This window comes from uncultured Maricaulis sp., from assembly GCF_963975345.1.
In the GTDB taxonomy this organism is placed as follows: Bacteria; Pseudomonadota; Alphaproteobacteria; order Caulobacterales; family Maricaulaceae; genus Maricaulis.
In genome coordinates this window covers 196,056-219,902 of record NZ_CAXBGE010000005.1, presented here as the reverse complement: position 1 = coordinate 219,902, position 23,847 = coordinate 196,056, and the positions used below count along the sequence as shown (strand labels likewise).

Annotated in this window: 23 protein-coding genes; 9 read left to right on the top strand and 14 right to left on the bottom strand. The window is 61.8% G+C overall.

Translation table 11 applies throughout. The features are described from left to right. Positions 1–1,080 (bottom strand): DUF2066 domain-containing protein, encoded by a 1,080-nt coding sequence (locus tag AAC029_RS07465; RefSeq protein WP_339745831.1) that lies wholly within the window; start codon positions 1,078–1,080, stop codon positions 1–3. Between the two features lie 130 nt (positions 1,081–1,210). On the opposite strand from AAC029_RS07465, the gene purM reads away from it, so the two are divergent. The 3 genes from purM to arfB are packed head-to-tail and all read left to right on the top strand — an operon-like array spanning position 1,211 to position 3,370. Further along, the gene (gene purM / locus AAC029_RS07460; protein ID WP_339745829.1) at positions 1,211–2,251 is read left to right on the top strand and encodes a phosphoribosylformylglycinamidine cyclo-ligase; all 1,041 of its coding nucleotides are present in this window, start codon (positions 1,211–1,213) and stop codon (positions 2,249–2,251) included. Positions 2,252–2,279: 28 nt separating this feature from the next. Beyond that, positions 2,280–2,930 carry a phosphoribosylglycinamide formyltransferase gene (gene purN / locus AAC029_RS07455; RefSeq protein ID WP_339745827.1) on the top strand — a complete coding sequence of 217 codons (651 nt, stop codon included), beginning with the start codon at positions 2,280–2,282 and terminating at the stop codon, positions 2,928–2,930. A gap of 20 nt (positions 2,931–2,950) precedes the next feature. Continuing rightward, positions 2,951–3,370: an alternative ribosome rescue aminoacyl-tRNA hydrolase ArfB gene (gene arfB / locus AAC029_RS07450; protein ID WP_339745825.1), complete on the top strand. Its 420-nt coding sequence runs from the start codon at positions 2,951–2,953 to the stop codon at positions 3,368–3,370. Here the strand turns inward: arfB and dmeF are convergent. The 5 genes from dmeF to AAC029_RS07425 all read right to left on the bottom strand — a co-directional run bounded on the left by dmeF (position 3,367) and on the right by AAC029_RS07425 (position 8,835). Then, the gene (dmeF, locus tag AAC029_RS07445) at positions 3,367–4,356 is read right to left on the bottom strand and encodes a CDF family Co(II)/Ni(II) efflux transporter DmeF (protein ID WP_339745822.1); all 990 of its coding nucleotides are present in this window, start codon (positions 4,354–4,356) and stop codon (positions 3,367–3,369) included. The genes arfB and dmeF overlap by 4 nt on opposite strands. 11 nt (positions 4,357–4,367) lie before the next feature. Next, positions 4,368–4,634, bottom strand: coding sequence for a metal-sensing transcriptional repressor (locus AAC029_RS07440; protein WP_339745820.1), 267 nt, complete (start codon positions 4,632–4,634; stop codon positions 4,368–4,370). Positions 4,635–4,726: 92 nt separating this feature from the next. Further along, the gene (locus AAC029_RS07435; protein WP_339745818.1) at positions 4,727–6,202 is read right to left on the bottom strand and encodes a pentapeptide repeat-containing protein; all 1,476 of its coding nucleotides are present in this window, start codon (positions 6,200–6,202) and stop codon (positions 4,727–4,729) included. A gap of 253 nt (positions 6,203–6,455) precedes the next feature. After that, positions 6,456–7,481: an adenosine deaminase gene (locus AAC029_RS07430; RefSeq protein ID WP_339745816.1), complete on the bottom strand. Its 1,026-nt coding sequence runs from the start codon at positions 7,479–7,481 to the stop codon at positions 6,456–6,458. A 109-nt stretch (positions 7,482–7,590) separates the two neighbouring features. Further along, positions 7,591–8,835: a tetratricopeptide repeat protein gene (locus AAC029_RS07425; RefSeq protein WP_339745814.1), complete on the bottom strand. Its 1,245-nt coding sequence runs from the start codon at positions 8,833–8,835 to the stop codon at positions 7,591–7,593. Positions 8,836–8,982: 147 nt separating this feature from the next. On the opposite strand from AAC029_RS07425, the gene AAC029_RS07420 reads away from it, so the two are divergent. Beyond that, positions 8,983–10,455 (top strand): S41 family peptidase, encoded by a 1,473-nt coding sequence (locus tag AAC029_RS07420; RefSeq protein WP_339745812.1) that lies wholly within the window; start codon positions 8,983–8,985, stop codon positions 10,453–10,455. A 54-nt stretch (positions 10,456–10,509) separates the two neighbouring features. Here the strand turns inward: AAC029_RS07420 and AAC029_RS07415 are convergent, their stop codons facing one another. The 4 genes from AAC029_RS07415 to ndk form a co-directional block, all read right to left on the bottom strand. Further along, positions 10,510–11,118, bottom strand: a complete 609-nt coding sequence (locus AAC029_RS07415; protein ID WP_339745810.1) for a LysE family translocator — start codon at positions 11,116–11,118, stop codon at positions 10,510–10,512. A 120-nt stretch (positions 11,119–11,238) separates the two neighbouring features. Next, on the bottom strand, positions 11,239–11,835 hold the full coding sequence (locus tag AAC029_RS07410; RefSeq protein WP_339745807.1) for a demethoxyubiquinone hydroxylase family protein: 597 nt from the start codon (positions 11,833–11,835) through the stop codon (positions 11,239–11,241). Positions 11,836–12,036: 201 nt separating this feature from the next. After that, a complete protein-coding gene (locus AAC029_RS07405; RefSeq protein ID WP_339745805.1) occupies positions 12,037–12,711 on the bottom strand; it encodes a type 1 glutamine amidotransferase domain-containing protein in 675 nt (224 codons plus the stop codon). Positions 12,712–12,876: 165 nt separating this feature from the next. Next, positions 12,877–13,299 carry a nucleoside-diphosphate kinase gene (ndk, locus tag AAC029_RS07400; protein WP_339745803.1) on the bottom strand — a complete coding sequence of 141 codons (423 nt, stop codon included), beginning with the start codon at positions 13,297–13,299 and terminating at the stop codon, positions 12,877–12,879. Positions 13,300–13,415: 116 nt separating this feature from the next. Here ndk and AAC029_RS07395 point away from each other — a divergent pair, with 116 nt between their 5' ends. Both AAC029_RS07395 and AAC029_RS07390 read left to right on the top strand, forming a co-directional pair. Continuing rightward, a complete protein-coding gene (locus AAC029_RS07395) occupies positions 13,416–15,299 on the top strand; it encodes an ABC-F family ATP-binding cassette domain-containing protein (protein WP_339745801.1) in 1,884 nt (627 codons plus the stop codon). Between the two features lie 115 nt (positions 15,300–15,414). Next, positions 15,415–15,951 carry a nuclear transport factor 2 family protein gene (locus AAC029_RS07390; RefSeq protein WP_339745799.1) on the top strand — a complete coding sequence of 179 codons (537 nt, stop codon included), beginning with the start codon at positions 15,415–15,417 and terminating at the stop codon, positions 15,949–15,951. 541 nt (positions 15,952–16,492) lie between these two features. On the opposite strand, the gene AAC029_RS07385 is transcribed toward AAC029_RS07390, so the two are convergent. The 4 genes from AAC029_RS07385 to AAC029_RS07370 are packed head-to-tail and all read right to left on the bottom strand — an operon-like array spanning position 16,493 to position 19,178. Next, a complete protein-coding gene (locus tag AAC029_RS07385) occupies positions 16,493–16,882 on the bottom strand; it encodes an I78 family peptidase inhibitor (protein ID WP_339745797.1) in 390 nt (129 codons plus the stop codon). An 18-nt stretch (positions 16,883–16,900) separates the two neighbouring features. Then, positions 16,901–17,203, bottom strand: a complete 303-nt coding sequence (locus AAC029_RS07380; RefSeq protein WP_339745795.1) for an I78 family peptidase inhibitor — start codon at positions 17,201–17,203, stop codon at positions 16,901–16,903. After that, positions 17,200–17,652: a DNA polymerase III subunit chi gene (locus tag AAC029_RS07375; protein ID WP_339745793.1), complete on the bottom strand. Its 453-nt coding sequence runs from the start codon at positions 17,650–17,652 to the stop codon at positions 17,200–17,202. The genes AAC029_RS07380 and AAC029_RS07375 overlap by 4 nt, the downstream gene beginning before the upstream one ends. A 47-nt stretch (positions 17,653–17,699) precedes the next feature. Beyond that, positions 17,700–19,178 (bottom strand): leucyl aminopeptidase, encoded by a 1,479-nt coding sequence (locus AAC029_RS07370; RefSeq protein ID WP_339745791.1) that lies wholly within the window; start codon positions 19,176–19,178, stop codon positions 17,700–17,702. A gap of 123 nt (positions 19,179–19,301) precedes the next feature. Here AAC029_RS07370 and AAC029_RS07365 point away from each other — a divergent pair, with 123 nt between their 5' ends. The 3 genes from AAC029_RS07365 to lptD all read left to right on the top strand — a co-directional run bounded on the left by AAC029_RS07365 (position 19,302) and on the right by lptD (position 23,782). Continuing rightward, complete coding sequence (locus AAC029_RS07365) at positions 19,302–20,417, top strand: LptF/LptG family permease (RefSeq protein WP_339745788.1); 1,116 nt, start codon at positions 19,302–19,304, stop codon at positions 20,415–20,417. A gap of 4 nt (positions 20,418–20,421) precedes the next feature. Then, positions 20,422–21,519, top strand: coding sequence for an LptF/LptG family permease (locus AAC029_RS07360; protein WP_339745785.1), 1,098 nt, complete (start codon positions 20,422–20,424; stop codon positions 21,517–21,519). 79 nt (positions 21,520–21,598) lie between these two features. Next, a complete protein-coding gene (gene lptD / locus AAC029_RS07355; RefSeq protein WP_339745783.1) occupies positions 21,599–23,782 on the top strand; it encodes an LPS assembly protein LptD in 2,184 nt (727 codons plus the stop codon). Positions 23,783–23,847 lie beyond the last annotated feature (65 nt).

Sequence of the window (23,847 nt, the reverse complement as noted above, 5' to 3'; positions counted from 1 at the left end):
TTAAAAGGCGCTGCGAACAACCCAGCCCAGGCCGGGATGTTCTTCCAGCACCGCGCCGCGCGCAGCCAGCTCGGTCGTCAGCTGTTCAAGCGCACCGCGATAACTCACCGTCATCAGCGCCCCGTCACGCGAAACCGCGTCAAGCCGCGCATTGGTCACCAGCGAAGTTCCCGTCAACGCGCCCTGCAGCGATTGCCATTCCGGCAGGCCGCCATAAATCACCGTGACACGCATTTCCTCGGTGGACGTGTTGCGCACGATGGCGACGCGCTTCCAAGCGTTCTCGCGCCCGATCACGAAGCTCAAGGCACCGTCGCGCCAAGTGCCGCTCACGGTTTCAGGCCCCCAGGTATCAACGACCATCTCGGCGCCATCATCGAAGCTCACCAGAAAGCCGCCAATCCGGCGCACCCCATCGCGCTCCTGGGCCCGCAGGATGGCTATCCGGCTGACGCCATAGCGCGAGGCAAGTTCGCGCAGCCCTGGCTCGTCGAGCGCCAGCGCATCGCGGGCCGACAGAACCGCACGGCCATTATCTGCAGTCGGCACCGTCATCGGTGCCAGCGCGTTGGCATAGGAACGGCTGGTCCATGCCGCCATCCAGGGATTATCGTCCCAGAGGTAGAACTGACCATTCGCATCATAGATTGGCAGAACCAGCGTTGGGCGCGCTTGGGATTCGACGAAGGGCACACCATAGCTGGTGAGCAGGCGCACCACCGCACGTCGATTGAAATTGACCGACAGCTCGCCGAGATATCGCGTCGCGCTGCGTTGTTCATTGTCGATCTGCAGACCAGAAATGAGTTCGGCGATCGCGGAAGTGTCGAAGATGGAATCAATCGCGCCGGCCGATCCGAAATCAAGCGGCGTACCGATGCGGTCCTCCGGCAGGGTCATCCGTTCGATCAGGCGTTGGGCTGCCATCGCTTGGCCGCGCCGCATGGCGATGGTCTGGGCATCGAGCGCATTGCTGCCGGTCGCGTCGATGGAGACGCTGAGAATCGTATAGGGATCATCCGCGCTCGCGAGGGCGGGAATGGCGAAGAACAGGCAGATCGCGGCAAATATCGGTCGCACGGGCACGACTCCTTGGTATCGATTGGTCTTTAGTATAGCCAGACACAGTCGCGCGTGAAGCCCGTGACTTGCTTCTCAGGCAGGTTTCGACTGTACTCCGCCGCGTTTCAGACAGGGCTTGGAAACCAGCATGACCGTCAGCGATGATAAAAAACGCCCCAACGGGCTGACCTATGCCGGCAGCGGCGTCGATATCGATGCCGGCGATGCGCTGGTCGACCGCATCAAACCACTGGCCAAATCGACCCGTCGCCCCGGCGCTGCCGCCGATCTGGGCGGGTTTGGCGGCGCCTTCGATCTGAAGGCGGCCGGCTATAGCGATCCGATCCTGATTTCCGGCACTGACGGGGTTGGCACCAAGCTGCGCCTCGCCATCGATACCGGTAAGCTGGACACCGTCGGCATCGATCTGGTCGCGATGTGCGTCAATGACGTGCTGGCCCAGGGCGCCGAGCCTTTATATTTCCTCGATTATCTCGCGACCTCCCGGCTCGACCCGGTGCGCGGCGAAGCGATTATTGCCGGCATTGCCGCCGGTTGCCGCGAGAGCGGCTGCGCCCTGATAGGCGGCGAAACCGCTGAAATGCCGGGCATGTATGAGGGCGAGGATTTCGATCTGGCCGGCTTCGTCGTCGGCGCGGCCGAACGCGGCGCCCTGCTGCCCGACCATGAGCACATGGCCGCCGGCGATGCGCTGATCGGCCTCGCCTCCTCGGGCGTGCATTCCAATGGTTTCTCGCTGGTTCGCAAAGTGGTCGAGCTTTCCGGCCTTGCCTGGTCGGACCCGGCGCCCTTCGCGCCCGGCCTGACGCTGGGCGAAGCGCTGCTGGTTCCAACCCGACTTTATGTCAAAACCTGCCTGCCGCTGATCAAGGCCGGGCTGGTCAATGGGCTCGCCCATATTACCGGCGGCGGTCTGGTCGAGAACCCACCGCGCATGACCCCGGAGCATCTGGTGCCCGTGATTGATTACGACGCGTTTGAACTGCCGCCCGTCTTTGCCTGGCTGGCGAAAACCGGTGGCATCTCGACGCATGAAATGCACCGCACCTTCAATTGCGGCATCGGCATGCTACTCTGTGTTGCGCCCAAGGATGTCGATGCGACGATCAGCGCGCTTGCACAAGCCGGCGAGACCGCCATGATTATCGGCGAACTCAAACCAGCCTGACCTCAAACCAAAGCCAAGGATGCACAAGATGGCGAAAACCAAGATCGCTGTGCTCATTTCCGGGCGCGGTTCCAATATGCAGGCCATCATCGAGGCCGCGAAGTCCGAGAGCTATCCCGCTGAAATCGTGGTGGTCGTCTCCAATAACCCCGATGCCGCCGGCCTGGAATATGCCCGCGCCGCCGGGATTGAGACTGAAATCGTCGACCATCGCGAGTTCGAAACCCGCGAAGAGTTCGAACAGGCGCTCGACGCTGTGCTGAAGCTGTATGAAACCCGCATCGTCTGCCTGGCCGGCTTCATGCGCCTTCTCACGCCCTGGTTTACCGAACGCTGGCGCGATCTTCTGCTCAACATCCACCCCTCACTCCTGCCAGCTTTCAAAGGCCTGCACACCCATGAGCGGGCGCTGGAAACCGGCGTGCGCATCCATGGCTGTACGGTGCATTATGTGCGCCCGGAAATGGATGACGGACCGATCATCGGCCAAGCCGCCGTCCCCGTCCTGCCCGAGGATACGCCTGAGACGCTGGCGGCCCGTGTGGTGACCGCCGAACACAAGCTCTACCGCCAGTGCATCGCTTTGGCCTGTTCCGGCAAGGCGCGGGTCGCCGGCGAGCGGGTGCGTCTGCAGGTGCGTGAATTCGGTGCCGAATTGCTGATGAACCCGCACGACTGAGGCGGTTGGGGGTTCTCGCGATGCAGATCAACGACAGCCTCGAGATCGACGAAGCCGAGCTGGAAGAGCGCTATACCCGCGCTTCCGGACCTGGCGGTCAGCACGTCAACAAGACCGAGAGCGCGGTCCAGCTGCGCTTCAATCTCGCTGCCTCGACCTCCCTGCCGCCGGCCGTCAAGGCGCGTCTGGTACGCCTCGCCGCCAGCCGTCTGACCAAGGATGGCGTGCTGGTGATCCGCGCCGAGGAAACCCGCTCCCAGGAACGCAATCGCGCCGCCGCCCGCGAACGGCTCAAGGCCCTGGTGATCGAAGCCCTCACCCCGCCAAAGCCACGCATCAAATCGCGGCCCTCGCTGTCCTCGATCAAGAAGGTCAAGGCGGCCAAGGCGATCCGTGGGACACAAAAATCGCTGCGACAGAAGCCGGCGGCTGAGGATTAAGCAGTAGCGTCCCGGCCATGCACTTCGATGGTGATGTGCGATAGCCGCGCGATCACCGAGAGCGATTGCTTGTAGTGCTCAACCGGTTGCGGTGCGTGAGAAACCAGTGAGACGACCAGCGCCATATGGCCGGGACCAACGCGCCAGAGGTGCAGATCGCTGACGGCATCGCCCTCGCGCTCCAGAATTTCCTTCACACGCGAGGACATCGCCTCATCCGGCGTTGCATCAAGCAGCACCGCGCCGGCGCCGCGCATCAGCCCGACCGACCAACGCATGATGACGATGGCCCCGACAATGCCCATCAGCGGATCCATCCAGACCCAGCCATAGAAACGCCCGGCGAGCAGGCCGGCGATGGCCAGGACAGAGGTCAGCGCGTCGGTGAGGACGTGGAGATAGGCAGCGCGCAGATTATGATCCTCATGGTGATCGCCATGATCATGATCATGATCATGATCGTGATGGTCGTGATCATGGTGGGCGTGATCGTGGGCGTGGCCGTGCTCATGACCCGGATGCGCGTGCTCGCCCTGGTGCAGAAGCCAGGCGCTGGCGAGATTGACGATCAGGCCGAGCACGGCGACGGCAATCGCCTCGTCGAAGCGGATCGTGATCGGCGAGGCCAGCCGCATCACCGACTCATATCCGATCAGCAGCGCGACAATCGCCAGGATGATGGCGCTGGAAAATCCGGCCAGTTCGCCCAGCTTGCCGGTGCCGAAGGTGTAGCGCGGATCATGAGCGTGGCGGCGGGCAAACCAATAGGCCAAAGCGGCAATCGCCAGCGCGCCGGCATGGGTGGCCATGTGGAAGCCATCGGCCAGCAGCGCCATTGAGCCATAGATCGTGCCGGCAATGATTTCGCCGACCATCATTGCCGCGGTCAGGGCGATCACGATCCACGTGCGGCGCGCATTGCGGTCATGGTTTTCACCAAGGAAAACATGATCGTGACTCAAGGTCTTGAGAGATTCGGTGTGCATTGGAAATCCGTTCAAAGATATTTACTGATCTCGCGAAACTCGGCCAGCCGGTCGCGAACATCGGGCGGCAGGTCCTCGCTGGCCTCGACAAGGTGGTGATCGATATGGTCGAGGATCAGCACCTGCTTGGTCTTCTCCAGCGCCTTGATCACCGCCTGCATCTGCTGGGCGATGGCCAGCGCATCACGCCCCTCCTCGACCATGGTGACGACGGAGGTCAGATGGCCGCGCGCCCGGGCGAGGCGTTTGAGTATGTCGGAGTTATTGGCGTGGGACATGAGCAAGCACTATCCCCCCCGGGGGGATAGTGCAAGCCCCGATCCATCAGACGTGGACGGTCACAGAAACGAGCGCGTAAAGCGGCCCGCCCTTACTTCCCCACCGGCTGAGTTCCCGGACAACTGGTACTGTTCTCTGAGCCGTCGAACATGCGTGTGCGGCAAATAACCGTAGTGGGCCCCATGACGGCAGCCAGCAGATTCTCGCCGCGAGAGAGGTTGGCTTCGGTCAGGTCTGCCCCGGTCAATACAGCTGTCCTGAGCTGGGCACCGATGAGCCAGGCCTGGTTCAGGCGCGCATTGGTCAGATTGGCCCGCGTAAGATCGGCGCCGATCATCCAGGCCCCGGTGAGGTTGGCGCGGGTCAGGATGGCGCCGGTGAAATTGACGCCGACCAGGACGGCGCCCGTCAGATTGGCGCCGGTCAGGTCTGCCCCGGACAGATCGGACCCGCTGAGGTCGGCATGGGACAAATTAGCCCCGACCAACGTGCTGCGCCGCAGATCCGAATGCCTTAACGCCATGCCATTCATCTGGACGGAGGTGAAATTGGCGCCGCTCAAATTCGCCTCATAGCCTTGCGCCTCTGAAAGCGTCACCGAACGGAAATCCAGATTGGCGAATTGGACTCGCGACCAACCGGCCTGGGTCAGATTGGCACGGGTCAACTTCGCCCCCAGGAGTACGGTGTTCGCGTTCATGTGGGCTCCGGTCAGATTGGCGTCTTCAAAGTCAGCTCCACCCAGATCCGCGTGGCCAAAATCGACGTAGGACAGATTGGCGCCAGAGAAATCCATGTCACGCAGATTGCGCCCGGATAGATCGACGGCGGTCAGGTTCGCTCCATGAAAGTCGGCGTTGGAAAAATTCGTCGTCGCCAACAAACGGTGGGACGACAGGTCGACACGCGACAAGTCCGCATTGGACAAATCGGTGCGCGTCAACTCCGCGCCGGTCAGATTGGCGCCGCTCAAATTCTGATATGAAAGACGCGAACCGGTCAGCAAGGCCCGCGACAAATTCTCCCCGATCAATGAGCTGGCGGTAGAACTGAGTCCGCGCAAGTCGCAATCCGAACAGTCCTCGCCCCGGCTCAGGCGCCCCAGCGCAGTCGCATCAGGCGCCACCACCCCCAAAGGAGCGACCGCCAGCTCACTGCAGTCCCGATGCAGCACCGTACGGGCGTTGAGGCGAGTATTGCACAGTCTCGCGTGGTGGAAGCCGGTGCCCAGTTCCCGCACATTGCTCAAATCCGCCCCTGTGAGAATCGTCCCGTGGAGAGCCGTTTCCAGCATCAAGGCACCGCGCAGATTGGCACCGGTCAGATTGGTTCGCGACAGGTCCGCTCCGGTCAAATTCGCGTTCGACAGATTGGCACCCGACAGGTCCACCGAGCTCAAGGACGCGCCGGTGAGTTCGGCGCCGTGAAGGTCAGCGCCGCGCATACTCTGCCCGACCGCGCGGCTATCAATTTGGACATAGTTGGCATCCTGTGCCGCCGATACCCCCGCGAGGGCGAGCACGCCCAAGCTTGCCGCCAAGCCTGCCACTGCGATAAAATTGCGCATGCTACGTTCCCCCGAAAACAAATTTTCCATCAATGCTTTATGCGATTGAATGACACATTAGGCGCTCAGGGAATGATCACCTAATTCGGGGCAGGCGCAGCCGATCAGGGATGGTCCTGGCGCAGGCGCGCCGGCCCGGATTGGCTGGAGACGCCAGCCTTTGGCCGAGGCTCGCATTGCTGGGCCGCCCGGAGCCCGCCAGCATGACGTTGAGGGATCACCCTGCCCGCCGGCAACCAGGCCTCGCCGAGCCTCAGCCCGCGACGACAGTCTCACCGATCACCGCATCGATAGCCGCCAGATGGGCCTCGATCTCATCCGGCTCAAGGAAACTGCCGCGGAAGGAGTTCCGCGCCAGCTCGATGATCTCCTCGACCGTCAGACCAATCGCATCAGCCGTGCGGCGGTAATTCTCGTTGATATAGCCGCCGAAATAGGCCGGATCGTCGGAATTGATCGTCGCGCGCAAGCCCAGTGACAGCATGGTCTTGAGCGGGTGATCCTCGAGCCGGTCGATGACGCACAGGCGCAGGTTGGAGAGCGGGCAGACCGTCATCGTCATCTGTTCGCGGCCGAGACGAGCGACCAGTGTGCCGTCTTCCAGGGCGCGATTGCCGTGGTCGAGCCGGTCGATCTCCAGCATGTCGAGGGCCTCGTGGATGTAGGCGGGCGGCCCCTCTTCGCCAGCATGGGCGACGCGCAGCAGGCCGAGCGTCCCAGCGGCGGCAAAGACTTGGCGGAATTTCGATGGTGGGTGGCCGAGTTCGGAGGAATCCAGCCCGACGCCGTCAATGCGGTCGAGATGTTCGGCGGCCATTTCCAGCGTCTCGAAAGCGGCTTCTTCGGAGAGATGTCGCAGAAAGCACAGGATGAGTTTCGAGGTTATGCCCCACTTGGCCTCGCCCGCATCAAGGGCGGAGGTGATGCCATTAACGACGGTGGCGAAGGCAATGCCGCGATCCGTATGGCCCTGAGGATCGAAGAAAACCTCGACATGACGGACATTGTCTTCATGGACGCGGGCGAGATAGGCCATCGTCAAATCGTGGAAATCAGCTTCCGTGATCAACACATTCATGCCGACATAATAGATGTCGAGAAAGTCCTGCAGATTGCTGAAATCATAGGCCTTGCGGATATCTTCAACCGAGGCGAAGGGAATTTCGATCCCGTTGCGCCTGGCCAGCTCAAACATCAATTCCGGCTCGAGCGAGCCTTCCAGGTGCAGGTGAAGTTCGGCCTTGGGCAGGCGCTCGATCAGGGCGTGAAGGGAAGACATGCCGGGCCTCGCAGGTGCTGGGAAATGAGTCGGCGACAAGGTGACCGCGCTCGCGCCAGTCGGCAAGGCCCACAACGACAATATTCCCGGCGCTGGCCAGGCTGGGCCGTCAGCCCTCGCAGCGGGCCTCGGTTCGGCTGGCGAGCTCGGCACACAAGGCATTGGCACCAATCGCGTCACCGCCGGCCAGCAACAGCCCGGCCAATTCACGCAATGCCGCTACATTATAGGGGTCCCAATAGAGGATGCGGCGATACCAGAGTTCCGCCGCTGCCGCATCGCCGCTTTCGCCATGGCGCCTAGCGATCAACAGGCCGGTCTCGCTATACCAGGGCCGGATCAGCACGGCTTGGACATCATAGACCCGGCTCATCGCCTCATAGGCCTGTTCCATATGCATCAGGGAGAGATCGGCCTCGCCGCGGATATCATACAGATCGCCGAGATTCATATGGGCCTCCCAGGCGTCCGGGTCGAGCACCAGCGCCCGGTCATAGGCGTCGATCGCGCTATCGAGATCCCCTTGGGCGGAGACCGCCAGGCCGAGCGCGCGCCAACCCAGCGCCCAAGATGGGTCGGCGGCAGTGGCGCGGCGGGCCAACGCCTCGGCCTGTGCCAGTTGATGCAGGTCCGTCGGGTCAACCACCCCGCCGGCGCGCAACACGGCCGCCAGACGCGATCCGGACGCCGCCGCCTCGGACATGCCCGGCGCAAAACGAACCACGCGCTGGGTCAGCGTATTGGCGAGGCCGGCCAATGCCGGGGCGTAATCAGAGTCGAGATTAAGCGCCTGCTGGTACAGCCGCCGCGCCGCCTCGTTATCGCTCTCCGCAAACTGGTAGTAAAAATCATCCCCGCGCCGGACCAGCTGGTCCAGTTGACTGTCCGACGCCACCGGCTTGGCGCCCATCACACTGGTCAGGGACAACGCCGCGAACAGGGTCACTGCCAGTGCCGCCAAAATGACAGTGCGGCGCCGGCGGAGCCAAGGCCGGTGTTCGGAAGCGCCGGCGGGCGCACCCGCGGCGCCGGGCAAGGCCACAGGTGTGAGCGTGAGCCGGTAGCCGCGCTTGGGTACTGTTTCGACATAGCGGCGGGTGCGGCCGGTGTCGCCGAGCGCCTGGCGCAGTTTCCAGACACAGCGTGCCATCGCATCGTCATTGACGATAACGCCCGGCCAGATCGCAGCGGCAATCTCCTCGCGCGCCAACACCTGATCCGGCTTGCCGGCCAGCAAGACCAGCAGGTCCATCACCTTCGGCTCGATATCACACACCGCATCCGGCCCGGTCAAACGGTTGGCGCGCGGCTCGACGCGCCAATCTCCGAGCTGGAAGGTTCCAGATAAATCCATTTCGAACGAACACCTCACCTCTGGTCAGAAAAAGGTCGGCCAAGCAGGAAGTCCCGGTCATGGCCTTCCTGTCCGGAGTCCCGCTTCGTCGCTGCGAGCAAATCGGGGCCCTGTCGGTGCCCAACGTGAAAGGCTAAGGAGTAACTCATGTTTCGCCAACTCATTCTGTCCATCGCCGTCAGCTGTCTGACATCCCCCCTCGCCTGCGCCCAGAACGAGGCCGTGCCCGAGCCTGATCGGGCAACACTCTACCCGGCGCAAGCCGTGCAAGCCGATTTTGACCAGCTCTATGCCGGGCTGCGCGAAGGCGATTACAATCTGTTCGCCGTGACACCGCAGGCGGTCTTCGACCAGCGCTTCGCGGAAATGCGGGCCGACTTTGACCATCCTATGGCCCGGTTTGAGGTCCAGCGCGACTTTCAGCTGTTTGCCGCCCTCGCCCGACACGGCCATACGCGGCTGGAATTTCCGATGGATGCGTTTGACGCCTATCGCGTCGCCGGCGGCGTCGCCTTTCCGGTTTCGATCCGGGTGCAACAGCACGGCGTTTTCGTGGAGTCGGATGCGACCGGATTGCCGGATATCAAGCCGGGCGATGAAATTCTCGGCTTTAACGGCCTGCCCAATTCGATCTGGATGCAGCGCCTCACCCGGCATATCTCGGCGGAAACCCCGATCCTCGCCCACACCTTGCTGGAATATTATCTGCCGGGCCTAATCTGGATCGAGTGGCCGGAGCTGACATCGGCAACACTTCAGGTGCGTCATGCCGATGGCAGCGAGAGCGATCTGGTCATCCCCTTCATTGATCGCGAAACCCGCGCAGCGCGTACCGAGCGCTCGGTTGAGAGTTTCAGCTTGGACGGTCATGACGCTCACATGATCACGCCGCAAATCGCCTATCTGCGCCCCGGCCCTTTCTACAACGACACTCCCGGCGGCCATGCGTGGGACACGTCGGATTTCACCAGCTTTGTCGACGCCGCCTTCGAACAGTTCCTCGCCGCCGGCGCCGAGCGCCTTATCCTTGACCTGCGCGATAATCCGGGCGGCGACAATTCCTTCTCCGACCCGATGATCGCCTGGTTCGCCGACCGCGATTTCGTGTTCGCCTCTGACTTCTCAATTCGTGTCAGCCCGGAAAGCGTCGCCTCCAACCAGGCGCGGATTGATGCCGCACCGGCGGGTCAGGCCGGGCCGTCAGAACAGCTTGCAGCGCTCTATGCCGGCACCCCGATTGGCGAGACCGTCTCGTTCGAGCTGCCAATGGCCAGCCCGCGCCAGGGCGCCCGTTTTGACGGCGAGGTCTGGGTCTTGGTCAACCGCTATTCCTTCTCCAACGCGGTCAATGTCGCAGCGCTGGTTCAGGATTACGGCTTCGGGCACGTCGCCGGCGAGACCACGGCCGACATGTCGACCACCTATGGCGCGATGGAGCATTTCACGCTGGACCAGACCGGCCTGCAGGTCGGCTATCCCAAGGCCCACATCATCCGCCCTAATGGCGAAACCCGCTCCCACCCGGTCACGCCGGACCTCATCCTGGACTTCCCGGCCATTCGCGGACCACGCGATGTTGTGTTGGAACAGCTGATGGCGCGGCTTAGCGAGGACGATTGACCGAGCACGATCATCGCCGTCGTCCCCACAAGGATGGCGGCGATGCCACACGGTTCAGCCCGCCGTCCAGATCATCGCGACCGTCGCGATGAAGACCGCACCGATAGAGAAGTTCAAAATGCGGGCATGATGATGATTGCCCATCACGCGCCGCAGCATGCCGCCAGCCAGCACATAGAGCAGGCCGCAAGGCGTGCCGAACAGGGCAAAGATGCCGACCATGATCAACGCGCGCTCGCCCGATGTTGCCGCCAGCGCCGAATAGCCGCCGACGATCGACATCGCCAGCAGCAGGCCCTTTGGATTGACCCATTGGAACAGCATTGCCTCATGCACCCGCATCGGACGGGCGCCAGGCTTTGCCGTCTCGGCCGGATCCGTGACGCCGCCGCGGATCCCGGCCCGGATATAGGTCCAACCCATCCATCCCAGCCAGATCGCACCACCGATCCGCACGGCAAACGCGGTCCAGGCGAAGCGTTCGAACAACTCGCCCAGCCCGAACACCATCGCCACCAGCAGCACCGCGAAACCGAGATTGGCGCCGATCCAGTGCGGCACGGCGGCGCGCGATCCATAAAGCGCGCTCGATGTCAGCAGGATCAGATTATTCGGCCCCGGCGTGCCCCACATGGCGAGGATCAAGCCGGCCAGACTGACCATCAATGCGATATCCAGAACTACTCTCCGCTGGTTGGCATCAGCCCCCTGAACAGGCCCGCCCTCAACCAGTTCAGCCCGGCCAAGGCAAGTGGCGAGTTCTTCAGCGACAAGCCAGCCAGGTCAACCATGTGCGGTCATGTCCGGGTATTCGGCGCGCAGTCGAGATGAATCGCCAAACGTCGCAATCCAGATCAGGGCCTCTGTCACGCTGGATACGACGCCGGTGAAGATGCGGGCAACGCGGCACGTGGGATCATATCCTTCCAAGCCATGCTCCAGGTGCTCTTCTTCCTCCACTCTGACGGACTCAATCACCGCAGCCAGCTTGGGGTCGCGTTCTTGTAGGAACCGAATCTGCTCATGCAGATGACCGTGAACGGTGGTTTCGATCGCTGCCGTGCACGCCATGATTCCGCGTTCACCGCCCAGCAAGCTGACAAGTCCGAGCAGCCACCCGCCCGAAACCCACAACACTGTTCCCGGGCACGGCGATAGCCCCCGCTCGTTCATTGCGAGCAAAAAGCGCTTGTGGTGATCCACTTCATGCACGCGTGCTGCTCGCAGGAATGTCCGTGTCTGCGAGCGCATAAGCGCAGCCGCCAAGAGTTGAGCGCTATAGATCGCGATCGCGCCCGCCTCTCCCGCTGCATTGACCCGCAATATCCGCCCGCGCGTCCGCTCAAGTGGAAATTGTGCATCAATGTCCGAGTTCGTCATAGCGAGCCTATCGATGCAATCTGCGAGAGATCAATCAGTAGATTGCTCGCGTCGCCAATCAAGCCATAATCACAAGAAGACTCGGCGCTTCCGTCGAGCCTTCTTGTATCCACCGACTTCAACCCTAGCCGACCCGTTCGGGACCGGAAAAGAAATAGGCGAATTATTCAGCGGCCGCTTCGGCGGCGTCCAGGTATCCTGTCAGATCAGCGCCAAAAGCTGGCGCGCAGCCTCTTCGGACGAGGCGGGATTCTGGCCGGTCACCAGCTTGCCATCGACGCGCACGAAACTGGCCCAGTCCTCGCCCTTCTCATACAGGCCGCCCTTGCTCGCCAGCATGTCCTCGACCAGGAAGGGCACAATATCGGTCAGGCCGGCAGCGGCCTCTTCGCTATTGGTGAAGCCGGTGACGTGCTTGCCGCTGACCAGGGGTTTACCATCGCTGCCCAGCGTATGGCGGAACACCGCCGGTGCGTGGCAGACCGCGCCGACCGGGCGGTCCTGGGCGGTAAAAGCCTCGATCAGGCGTCGACTGTCGGCGTCCTCGGCGAGATCCCAGAGCGGGCCATGGCCGCCGGGATAGAAGATGGCGTCAAAACCGTCCGCCTTGATGCCGGCGAGTTTGTGCGTGGCCGCGAGTGCTGCCTGGGCCGGTTTGTCGGACTTGAAACGACGGGTCGCCTCGGTCTGGGAGTCCTCGGCGTCGCTTTTGGGATCGAGCGGCGGCTGGCCGCCGGCCGGCGATGCCAGAACAATCTCGGCCCCGGCATCCTTGAAGACGTAGAAGGGCGCAGCGAACTCCTCCAGCCAGAAACCGGTCTTCTCGCCGGTTTCGCCGAGTTTGTCGTGCGAGGTCAGGACCATGAGTATCTTCATTTGATCGTCTCCAATGAGTGTGTCGGCGATAATTATTGCCCGGAGCGGTCATCAGCATGTGGGCCTGCGGTGGGGGGCATTCAAGGCGCCGCACCCTCGCAATCCCACAACGAAAAAGGCCCGACGTTTCCGCCGGGCCCCTGTCCGCAGATCGGATGATCAGCCTTAGCCGACCAGTTCGGTACCGGCGAAGAAATAGGCGATCTCTTCAGCGGCGGTCTCGGCGGCGTCGGAACCGTGCACCGAATTGGCTTCGATCGACTCGGCGAACTCCTTGCGGATTGTGCCAGCGTCGGCCTGTTCCGGATTGGTGGCGCCCATGACGTCGCGATACTTGGCAATGCCGTTCTCGCCTTCAAGCACCTGGACCACGACCGGGCCGGAAATCATGAAGGAGACAAGGTCGTTGAAGAATGGGCGGGCCTTGTGAACGCCGTAGAAAGTCTCGGCCTGGGCCTTGCTCAGCTGGATGCGCTTTTGCGCGATGATGCGCAGGCCAGCGGCTTCAATCTTGGCATTGATGGCGCCGGTCAGATTGCGGGCAGTGGCGTCAGGTTTGATGATCGAGAAGGTGCGTTGCAGCGCCATGTCAGAATTTCCTTGGATTGGGGAGATGGGATTGACCGGCTTGGCCGGGGTGGAGATGTTGCGCGGGCTTATAGCGGCGCTTGCGCAATCTGTGAAGCCGGGGTACGCGCCTGCCCATGCTACACATCAATGATCTGACATATCGTATCGAAGGCCGAATGCTGTTCGACCAAGCGACCTTTTCCCTGCCGCCAAAATGCAAGATGGGACTGGTTGGGCGCAATGGCACCGGCAAGTCGACCCTGTTCCGGCTGATCCGCGGCGAAGTCTCGCCGGAGAGCGGGGATACCACGCTGCGCAAGGGTGCCCGCGTCGGCTGGGTCGCCCAGGAAGCACCCGGCGGCGATGAAAGTCTGATCTCCGTCGTGCTCGATGCCGATCTGGAACGCGCCGCCCTCTTGACCGAGGCCGAGACCGCGACCGATCCGCACCGGATTGCCGAAATCCAGATTCGATTGGCTGATATCGATGCCCACACCGCCGAAGCGCGTGCCGGTTCCATTCTCTCCGGTCTGGGTTTCACAGCTGAAGAGCAGTTGCGGTCCTGCCGTGAATTCTCCGGTGGTTGGCGGATGCGTGTCGCCCTCGCCGCGACCCTGTTTGCCGAGCCCGATGTACTGCTGCTCGATGAGCCGACCAATTATCTCGACCTTGAAGGCGTGATGTGGCTGCAGACCTATCTCAAATCCTTCCCCGGCGCCGTGTTGGTGATCTCGCACGACCGGGATCTATTGAACGGTTCGATGCAACGCATCGCGCATTTGAAGGACGGCAAGGTCAATATTTTCGAAGGCGGCTATGACGACTTCGAAAAAGCCCTGGCCGAGCGTCAGCGGCTGCAGGTCAAGATGGCCGACAAACAGGATGCCGAGCGGCGCCACTTGCAGGCCTTCGTCGACCGCTTCAAGGCCAAGGCCTCGAAAGCCAAACAGGCCCAGTCGCGCGTCAAGCGGTTGGAGAAAATGCAGCCGGTTGCCACCATGGTCGCAGACCCCGTCGCACCCTTCCTGTTTCCGGCACCGAAAAAGGCGATGGCCCCGCCGATCGTACGGCTGGAAGAAGTCGATGCCGGCTATGCGCCCGGCAAGCCGGTGCTGCGCAATATCAATCTGCGCATTGATCCCGATGACCGTATCGGCATTCTCGGCCGCAACGGTGCCGGCAAATCGACCCTGGCGAAGTTACTGTGCGACAAACTGCTGCCGCTGTCGGGCCATATGCGCCATCACAAGAAGCTGCAGATCGCCTATTTCGCCCAGCACCAGATTGACGGTCTGCACGCCGACACGTCTGCCTATCAGCACGTGATCGATCTTATGCCCGACGGTACCGAAGCCCAGCGCCGCGGCCGTCTGGCCCGTTTCGGCCTGCCTCGCGACCGCCAGGAAACGCCGGCCGGTTCGCTGTCAGGCGGCGAGAAGGCGCGGTTGATGTTCAACCTGATCACCTTCCATGGCCCGCATTTGCTGATCCTCGATGAGCCGACCAATCACCTCGATATGGACAGCCGCTCGGCCCTGATCATGGCGCTCAATGAGTATGAAGGCGCCGTCATCCTGATCAGTCACGACCGCAATCTGATCGAAAGCTCGGTCGACCGCCTCTGGCTGGTCGCCGATGGCTCGGTCACCGCCTATGACGAGGATATCGAGACTTATCGTCAGAGCTTTTCCGGACGTCCTGCCCGTGCGGCAAAACGCGAAAAGAAAGACCTGCCGCAGGACGACAAGAGCGTCAAACGCCGCAATCTCGCCGCCCGCCGCGACGAGCTCAAGCCCCTGCGAACCGAATCGGCGCGTTGGTCGAAGGAAGCGGATCGTCTGCGCGGCATTATGGACGTGATTGATCGCGGCCTCGCTACGCCGGGTCTATACAAGAAAGACCCCAAGGCGGCCAAGGATCTGCAAATGAAGCGCGCCAAGGCGGTCGAACTGATCGATGCCGCCGAAGCCAAATGGCTGGCGGCTGAGGAAAAGCTGGAAGCGGCACGGGCCGGATAGGCATGCGAGCCCGGTTCCCACTATGACGCCAAGGTGAGTGTCAGGTAATCAGGCAGACATACAGGTGCCAGAATTCGTTCGTTAACTTGATCCTTCTCAAACCAAGGGGATTGTTATGTTTCGTTTTGCCATGCTGGCCGCCTTCGGCCTTGCCCTCACATCCGCCTGTGCCGCTGTCGCACAGACCAGCCCGGAATCGCAGACCGGTCCGGAATCTATGACTGAAGCCGAGATCAATACCGAATTGACTGCCCTCGATCATGCGATGTTCGAGGCCACATTTGACACCTGCGATCTGGACCGGATCCGCTCGCTGATCACCGATGATGTCGAATTCTACCATGACCGTAGCGGTCTGGAGATCACCGACGCTGATTCATTCATGGCCCAGGTCAATTGCCTGAACTGGACCCAGGGCGATGATCCGCAGATCCGGCGCGTACTGGAGCCCGGCAGTCTCACCAGCCGTCGGCTGGGCAATTACGGCGCAATGCAGACCGGCCGCCACAGCTTTTACATGGTCCATGATGATGGCAGCGAGCAATTGCTCGAAACCGCCAATTTCATCCATATCTGGCGTTATTCCCCTGATGGCTGGCGCATTGCCCGCATCATCAGCTATGACCACCAGGACGTCGACGCCGCCCAATAGCGGCCCGTAGTAAAAAGGGGACAGGTATATTTAACGCGCAATCGGTCCGGTTTGCCTGCGAAGGCACGGCGGCACGGGCGCGTTAAATATACCTGTCCCCTTTTCACGTTGCACCAAAATCTCCACGCCGTCTCCGGCTGGAGGGATGGGAGGGTGTGGGACGCCTTGCGGGCCCCGTCTCGAAATAATCAGGGATGTACCGTCGAGCCCTGATGCCGCTCTTCCCCAATCATGGCCTCACCGGAACTTGTGTTGTCAAACCTTCGTGCGGGTGAGCTCCACGCTCCCGATCGCCGCCAGTGACTGAGCTCACACCTCCCGTGCGACCGGAACGACGTGATTATGCGAGCGGCTGGAGGGGGTCGGGATAAGTTCAATATAAACCCGTCATCCTGGCGAACGCCGGGACCTCGATATCATAGGCTCCGACCCTGTCACGTCGAGGTCCTGACCTGCGTCAGGATGACGTGGGATAATTGTTTTGGTGAGGGATATGCGGGTCGAGCTGGTGATGGCTTCGCAATCCCGCATCCGGCTACCCCTACCCGCAGGTCAGGCTCTCGACCGTGTCGTCATCGGCGATCCGGATTGTCAGGCGTTCGGGAATGAAATCCATCGTGACACGGGAATAGCGGCCGACGACACGGTAGTTGTCCGGGAGCGTGCGGGAATCGACGGCGATGCGCGGTTGGCCGACATAGTGTTGTAGGGCTTCCATGCCGCACGAACCGGTGATCGGGCGCTGGACTTGGGCGGTGCCGATATCCTGGACCTCGCCCATGGCGGGCATGTCGGAGGCCGGCTGAGCAGTCGCAACTGGCTGCGTAGCCGCTGGCTCGGGCATCGGCACCGCGCGTTGGCGCCCCGGCGACAGATCGAAGGCACAGCCGGCAAGGATGAGGCCGGCCAGCAGAATTGAAACGCGTTGCATCAGATCAAATCCGCTCGATCAACCACACCAGATGCGTACGATAACGCCGTCGCCATCGAGATCAAGATTGAGACGGTCTGGTCTGTGATCCATCGTTACGGGCTGACCGGGCGAGATCGGGCGCACGGTGCGGGCCAGGCTTTCCAGATCAACCTCGCTGACCGGTTGGCCGAGCAGATATTCGCGCGCTTGGGCACCGCAACTATCCGCACCGGGCTCATAGCCGGGCAGACTGGTCACCGGCGGCGCGCCATCGGGGGTCACGGCGCAGGCCGAGACGGCCAACGCCGCCAATACAGGCATTAGAATACGCTTGCTCATGCTTTCTTCTCCCAGCGGCCTTCCGGCGATTGGCGCCAGTATGACAGGGTTCGCTCGGGCAGTGTGAGCTGTTTCCATAAACGTCGCGCCGCATTGACGGCACTCTCGTTCTGGCCGTCGAACATGACGATGACGCGCTCGAACGTGTCGGGGTTTTCCGGCACCGCGCCGTCGAGCAGGAAGAGGCATTGCGCCTGGTTGGGATTGGTCTCGTCGCTCGCCAGCAGGACGGGTTGGCGTTCCGGCTCCGGTTGATCGGCCAAGCCGTGCGGCAGGAAACTGGTTTCACGCCAGGTCCAGAGCGACTGGTCGAGTGAGGCCAGGCGCTCGCCGTCGTTCGAGCGCACCAGCGCCCGCCAACCCTTGGCCAGCGTCTTTTCGAGCAATTCAGGCAAAACCTCTTCAGGGCCGGAACGCTCAAGATGATAAAACCAGATATCAGCCGGCATAAGAAAAAAGGGCGGCCCGAAAGCCGCCCTCTCCTTGGGTTCGAAGGCTAGCCCTCGTAGTTATCGCGCACGAAGCGGTCGAGCATGCGCACGCCCCAGCCGGTGCCCCAGCTGGGCTGACGGGGATCGTCCTTCATGCCGCCCATCGCCGTGCCGGCAATGTCGATGTGGCACCAAGGTTTGTCGTTGACGAAACGGTGAAGGAATTCCGCCGCCGAGATCGAGCCGGCCAAACGGCCTTCGCCAACATTGCGCATGTCGGCATTCTTGGTCTCGATATGCTTTTCATAATCGGCACCAAGCGGCAGACGCCAGACCGGCTCGTCCGAGGCGTTACCGGCGGCAAACAGGCGTTCGGCAATCGTATCGTCATTGGAGAAGATGCCGGCGCGGGTATTGCCGAGCGCGATCAGGATGGCGCCGGTCAGCGTGGCCAGATCAATCATCAGGGCTGGATCGAAGCGCTGCTGCGAATACCACAACACGTCGGCGAGTACGAGACGGCCTTCCGCATCGGTGTTGAGAATTTCGATGGTCTGACCCGACATCGAGGTGACGATATCGCCGGGACGCTGGGCATTGCCGTCGGGCATGTTCTCGACCAGGCCGACAATGCCGATCGCATTGACCTTGGCCTTGCGGCCCGACAGGGCGTGCATCAGGCCGACCACAGCGGCCGAACCGCCCATATCGCCCTTCATCTCGTCCATGCCGGCGCCCGGCTTGAGTGAGATACCACCGGCATCAAAGGTCAGGCCCTTGCCGACGAAGACGAGTGGCTTGTCGCCCTTTTTGCCGCCATTCCATTTCATGATCGCGATATGGCTCTCGAATTCCGAGCCTTGGCCGACGCCGAGCAGGGAATGCATGCCCAGTTTGAGCATTTGCGCTTCATCGAGGATCTCGATTTCGAGGCCGAGCTTGGCCATGCCTTCGATCTGCTTGGCATAGGTTTCCGGGTTGAGAATGTTCGGTGGCTGGTTGAGCAGTTCGCGCGCCACATCGACACCGTCCGCAACCGAGGCCCAATTCTTCCAGGCCGCTTGCGCAGCCGCGACATCATCGACGGCAATCGCGACGGAGGTCAGCGAAGGGCGTTTGTCCTCGGACAGCTTGGTGCGGTATTGGTCGAAGCGATAGGCGGCCAGGCGGGCACCGAGCCCGGCGCGAGCTGCACCTTCGGCATCCGCTTCACCATCGAGGCGCAGCGTCACAGCCGTCTCGCCGCCGGTCAGCAGTTTGGCGACCACAGCAGCGGCGGCCTTCTCGAGCACGCTTTCACTCAGCTTGGCCTTGTCGCCAAGGCCGAAAACAACGATTCGCCCGGCATCGATTCCGGCCGGAGCGATAATTTCCAGCGCCTCACCAGCACCGCCCTTGAAGCGTGACGCCGCGATGGCGCGGCCGATGGCGCCGGAGGTGGCTGCATCGACGGATTTCGCCGCAGCCGATAGCGATAGCTTGTCATAAACTGGAACAGCGATGGCTCCATTGGCGGAACCAGCAGTAACGAATTCGATCTTCATGGCTTGACCCTTTTTGAAAAGCGGGGGCTCCAAAATGTGCATGGGGCCGAAAAGATGGATTGCGGAAGTGGTATCCGATCCAGACGTGAGATAGAAGGCGGATCACGCAGCGAAAACTCGGTCATGATTCTGGTTCAACGTTATTTCTTCCGACAAATGCTCTGGCCGTTCATTACGGCAGTCTCGGCGCTCGCTGGTCTGGCTCTGCTGACGCAGAGTCTTTCGAATGTCGATCTGGTTTCAGGTCATTCCCAAACGGCCCTCACCTTCTTGAAAGTAACCTTGCTGGCGCTGCCGCAATTGACCGCCCTGCTGGTGCCGATTGCCCTGTTCATCGCCCTATTGTCGGGCATGAACCGGCTTTCGGCCGACAGCGAATTCGTGATCGCCTCGGCTTCGGGTATGAGTCGGCTGGCGGTGTTATTGCCGCTGATCCGGCTCGCTGTTTATGTGATAATTTTCAATCTCGCGATCAATCTTTTCGTGCAGCCGCTCGCCTATCGCGAAATGCGGCGCAGTCTGCATGATCTTCGCTCCGACGCCGCCGCCAGCCTGATCACCCCGGGCGCCTTCACCGAGATCGGGGCCGGTGTAACCCTGTATGCGCGCGAGCGTGGCCGCGATGGCCGTATGCAGGACGTGCTGATCCACGACACCCGCGTCGCCAATGAACCGATCACCATCACGGCCCGCGAGGGGTTCATTGTCCGCTCCTCGACCCAATCTTCCATGGTGCTGGCCGATGGCAACCGGCAGCAAATCGATGCCGCTGGCGAGCTGGGCTATGTGACCTTTGACCGCACCGAATTCGATCTCGGCGAATTCGTCGGCCCGATCGACGCCATGTTTTTCAAGGAAAGCGACCGCTTTCTGCACGAGCTGATCTGGCCCGATGCCAGCACGATCGCCCGTAGCGGCGGACCGGAACGGGCCTGGGCCGAGGCGCATTACCGGCTCTCTTCACCGCTCTATAACCTCGCCTTCGTGCTGATCGCCGCCGCCGTCTTCCTGGCCGGTGATTATTCGCGCCTGGGTTATGGCCGCCGCGTAATGGTCGCAGTCGGGCTCGGGCTGGCGCTGCGGCTGACCGGTTTCGCGGCGCAATCCGCCAGCGCCGCCGATTCGTCTGCCAATATTGCGCAATACCTGATCCCATTGTTCGGTTCTCTGGTCGCTCTCGGCGTGATTTACTGGCCAACGCGGGTGCGCCCACGCCGCCTGTCCGCTGCGAGAGGCTGAGCCCATGCTGACCAGCCGCCTCAATCGCTATATGATGGTTCAGACGCTGCTCGGGCTATGCTTGGCGCTGCTGGTGATCAGCACCGTCATCATCCTGGTTGATTTCGTCGAACAATCGCGCGCCATCGGCACGCGGGTCGATATCAGCTCGCTCGACCTGCTCGGTCTGACCCTGCTCAAGACCCCATCGCTGATCGAAACCACCCTGCCCTTCGTCTTCCTGTTCGGCGTTCTGACTTCGCTCTTCCGCCTCAACCGTTCCAGCGAGCTGATCGTAATGCGCGCATCGGGCATGTCGGCCTGGCGCATCCTGTCGGCACCGATCGCGCTGGCGCTGATTGGCGGCGTTCTGGGAACACTGGCGCTCAACCCGCTCGGGTCGGCCGGCAATGCCGAGTTCGAACACCGGCGCGATGCGCTGATGGATGTGCGTCGCAGCCCCGATGTCGAACGCCCCGTCTGGCTGCGCGAAACCAATCTGGATGGCTTTACCGTTATCGCAGCACTGTCGCTCGACGAGGACAATCAGCGTCTGATGACGCCGGCCTTCATGTATTTCTCTGTCGATGAGCGCGGCGTGCCGAATCTGGAGCGGCGAATCGATGCGGCGAGCGCGAGCCTGCACGAAGGTTTTTGGGAAGTTTCCGAGGCTGTCGAGCGCACGCCCAATAGCACCGCGCTGGATTTGGGTCTTGTGACCGTTCCGACTCTGATTAACCGGCAGGCGCTGTTCGAGCGCTCTCGCTCTCCGGACGGCGTGTCGGTTTGGGAATTGCCAGGGCTGATCGCCTCGGCCCACGAGGCAGGCCTCGCGACCGAGCGCTATCAACTGCGCCTGCACCGCTTGCTCGCATTGCCCCTGACGCTGCTGGCGGCGACCCTGATTGCCGCCGCTGCGACCTTGCGCCTGCATCGGCTCGGCGGCGCCGCCGCCTTCGCACTGGCGGGCGGACTGGCCGGCTTTCTGATGTTTTTCCTTCAAGAAGTGCTCAGCTCACTCGGGGCCACGGGCGCCCTGCCCGCCGCAACGGCGGCTTGGGCAGCGCCAGCCCTGACCGCGCTGCTGGCGATGAGTTATATTGCCTCGACCGAAGACGGATGAGGCGATGGACGATCGCACACGGTTCCGTTAGTCATAAAGCCGGTGTTCGAACATGACCGGGTCAGACAAGGAGTGACGCATGGCGTCGCAGTTTAGCCGCCTCGCGGCTGCATTGATGGGCGCCAGCGCCCTCGTCCTGTCGCCTGCAGCCTTGGCTCAGACAGCACAAGACGAGGATGCGTCGGTCTATTTGGAGGCCGACCATCTCGTCGATCTCGGCGAGGGCGCCGGCTATCTGGCAACCGGTAACGTCCGCGCTCGGCAGAACGGTCGGACGCTCTATGCCGACGAGCTGGAATACCACCCCGATCTCAATCGAATCATCGCACGCGGTCATGTCGTGATTCACGGCCAAGGCCCCTTCCCACAATATGCCGACGAGGTCGAACTTGATTCGGCGATGTCGACTGGAGTCGCGCTCGGCTTTGCGACCCTGCTTGAAAACAATGGGCATATGGCCGCCGCGGCCGCCATCCGCCGCAGTAACGGCGCGATGCAACTCGAAGATGCCTATTACACCGCCTGCGAACTCTGCGAGGCTGGCGAGCATGAGCCGACCTGGCGGCTTCGCGCCCGTCAGGTGATCCAGGACCCCGACGAGCAGATGATCTATTACCGCGACGCCCAGCTCGAAGTCATGGGCGTGCCGGTGCTATATTCACCGGTCTTCGCCCACCCCGACCCCTCAGCCGAACGGCATAGTGGTTTCCTTTTCCCCGGTTTCAATGTTTCATCGCGACTGGGCTTCGGTTATCAGCAACCCTATTACTGGTCGATTTCGCCGTCCCAGGACATAACCCTGGCGCCGCGTTTCATGACCAATGTCAACCCTTTGCTCTACACCGAATACCGCAAGCGTTTCTGGTCGGGCGCGATGGCATTCGAAGGTAGCTTGACGCACGAAGCGGAAATCGACAGCGATGGCAAACGCTTTGGCGAGGAAGCCTGGCGCTGGCACGTCTTTGGCGGCGGCCAATGGGACATAAATCCCGATTGGCGTTGGGGGTTCGGGATTCAGCGCGCGTCAGATGATCTGCAATTGCGGCGCTATGACTTTTCGGAGATCGACCGTGATCGCGGCGCTCCGATCGAGGCCCAGAATCGGCGCTTGGTCAGCCAGTTCTATATCAAGGGACGCACTCAAAACAGTTATGCTTCGCTCATTGCGGCAGACTTCCAGAGCCTGCAAACGGGCGAAGACGACGAAACCATTCCGACCATTGCCCCAATGGCGAGTTATGAACGGGTTTTCACCGCCCCTGAAGGTTGGGGTCGCGTCAATCTCGCTGGCAATGCGGCCGTTCTCAATCGGCAATTGGGGGCCGATTATGCGCGAGCCAGCGTCACTGTGGATTGGCGCACGCGCTGGGTGAGCAGCGCCGGCGTCGTGATCGAACCCTTTGCTTACGGTCGTAGCGATGCCTATTCCTTCAGCGATCTGCCAGGATCATTCACAGCCTCTGCGGATGACGTGACACGCCAGCTCGGCCTTGTCGGGACAGAATTTTCCTGGCCGCTGTACAAGCCTGGCACAACCGTCGACTGGCTCGTAGAGCCGGTAATATCCGCTGTCGCTGCCTCCGACGATCAGCAGGCCGGTCGAATATTAAACCAGGACAGCATCTCACTCGACCTCGACGAAAGCATTCTTTTCTCCGCCGTCAGGGCGCCCGGCTTCGATGTATGGGAGCCGGGGCAGCGTGTGAGCTATGGCTTGCGCACAACGGCACAATGGGGGGCAAGCGGCCTGGCCAGCGTATTCGTCGGACAGAGTCATCGCTTTGACGGTAATCCCGTTTTCAGTCCCGCAAGCGGCTTGTTCGAACAAAACTCCGATTACGTAGTAGCCGGCGAACTGAGCATAGCCGGATTCACGGCAGCGCTGGACACGCGTCTCGATACTGTGGATGGCGATATCAATCGGCTCAATGTATCGTTCGGCTATACCAGCTCTTACGTGACAGGAATGATCGGCTATCTTGATGTCAGCGACGAAAATGGGACTCAATCAGCGCAGCGTGAGATCCGTACGGTCCTCACGGCGCGGTTGACCGACCGGTGGAGCTTGATTGCCGACAGCATTCACGATCTGGATGCGGACGTGACCCGAATTCAAACGGCAGGATTTCGTTTTGCCGACGAATGCACTCGACTGGACATTGTATATCAACGCGAGGACTCCGGCATCACACGCCTCGGTCCATCGGAATCGATACAGATCCGCATCACCCTGTTCACCTTGGGTGGCGTGGCCCCTGACTAATCTACAGTGCCGGGCGATTGCACCGAAGACGTCTTTGGGTAATGTTCCGCGCGGAACCGGATAGC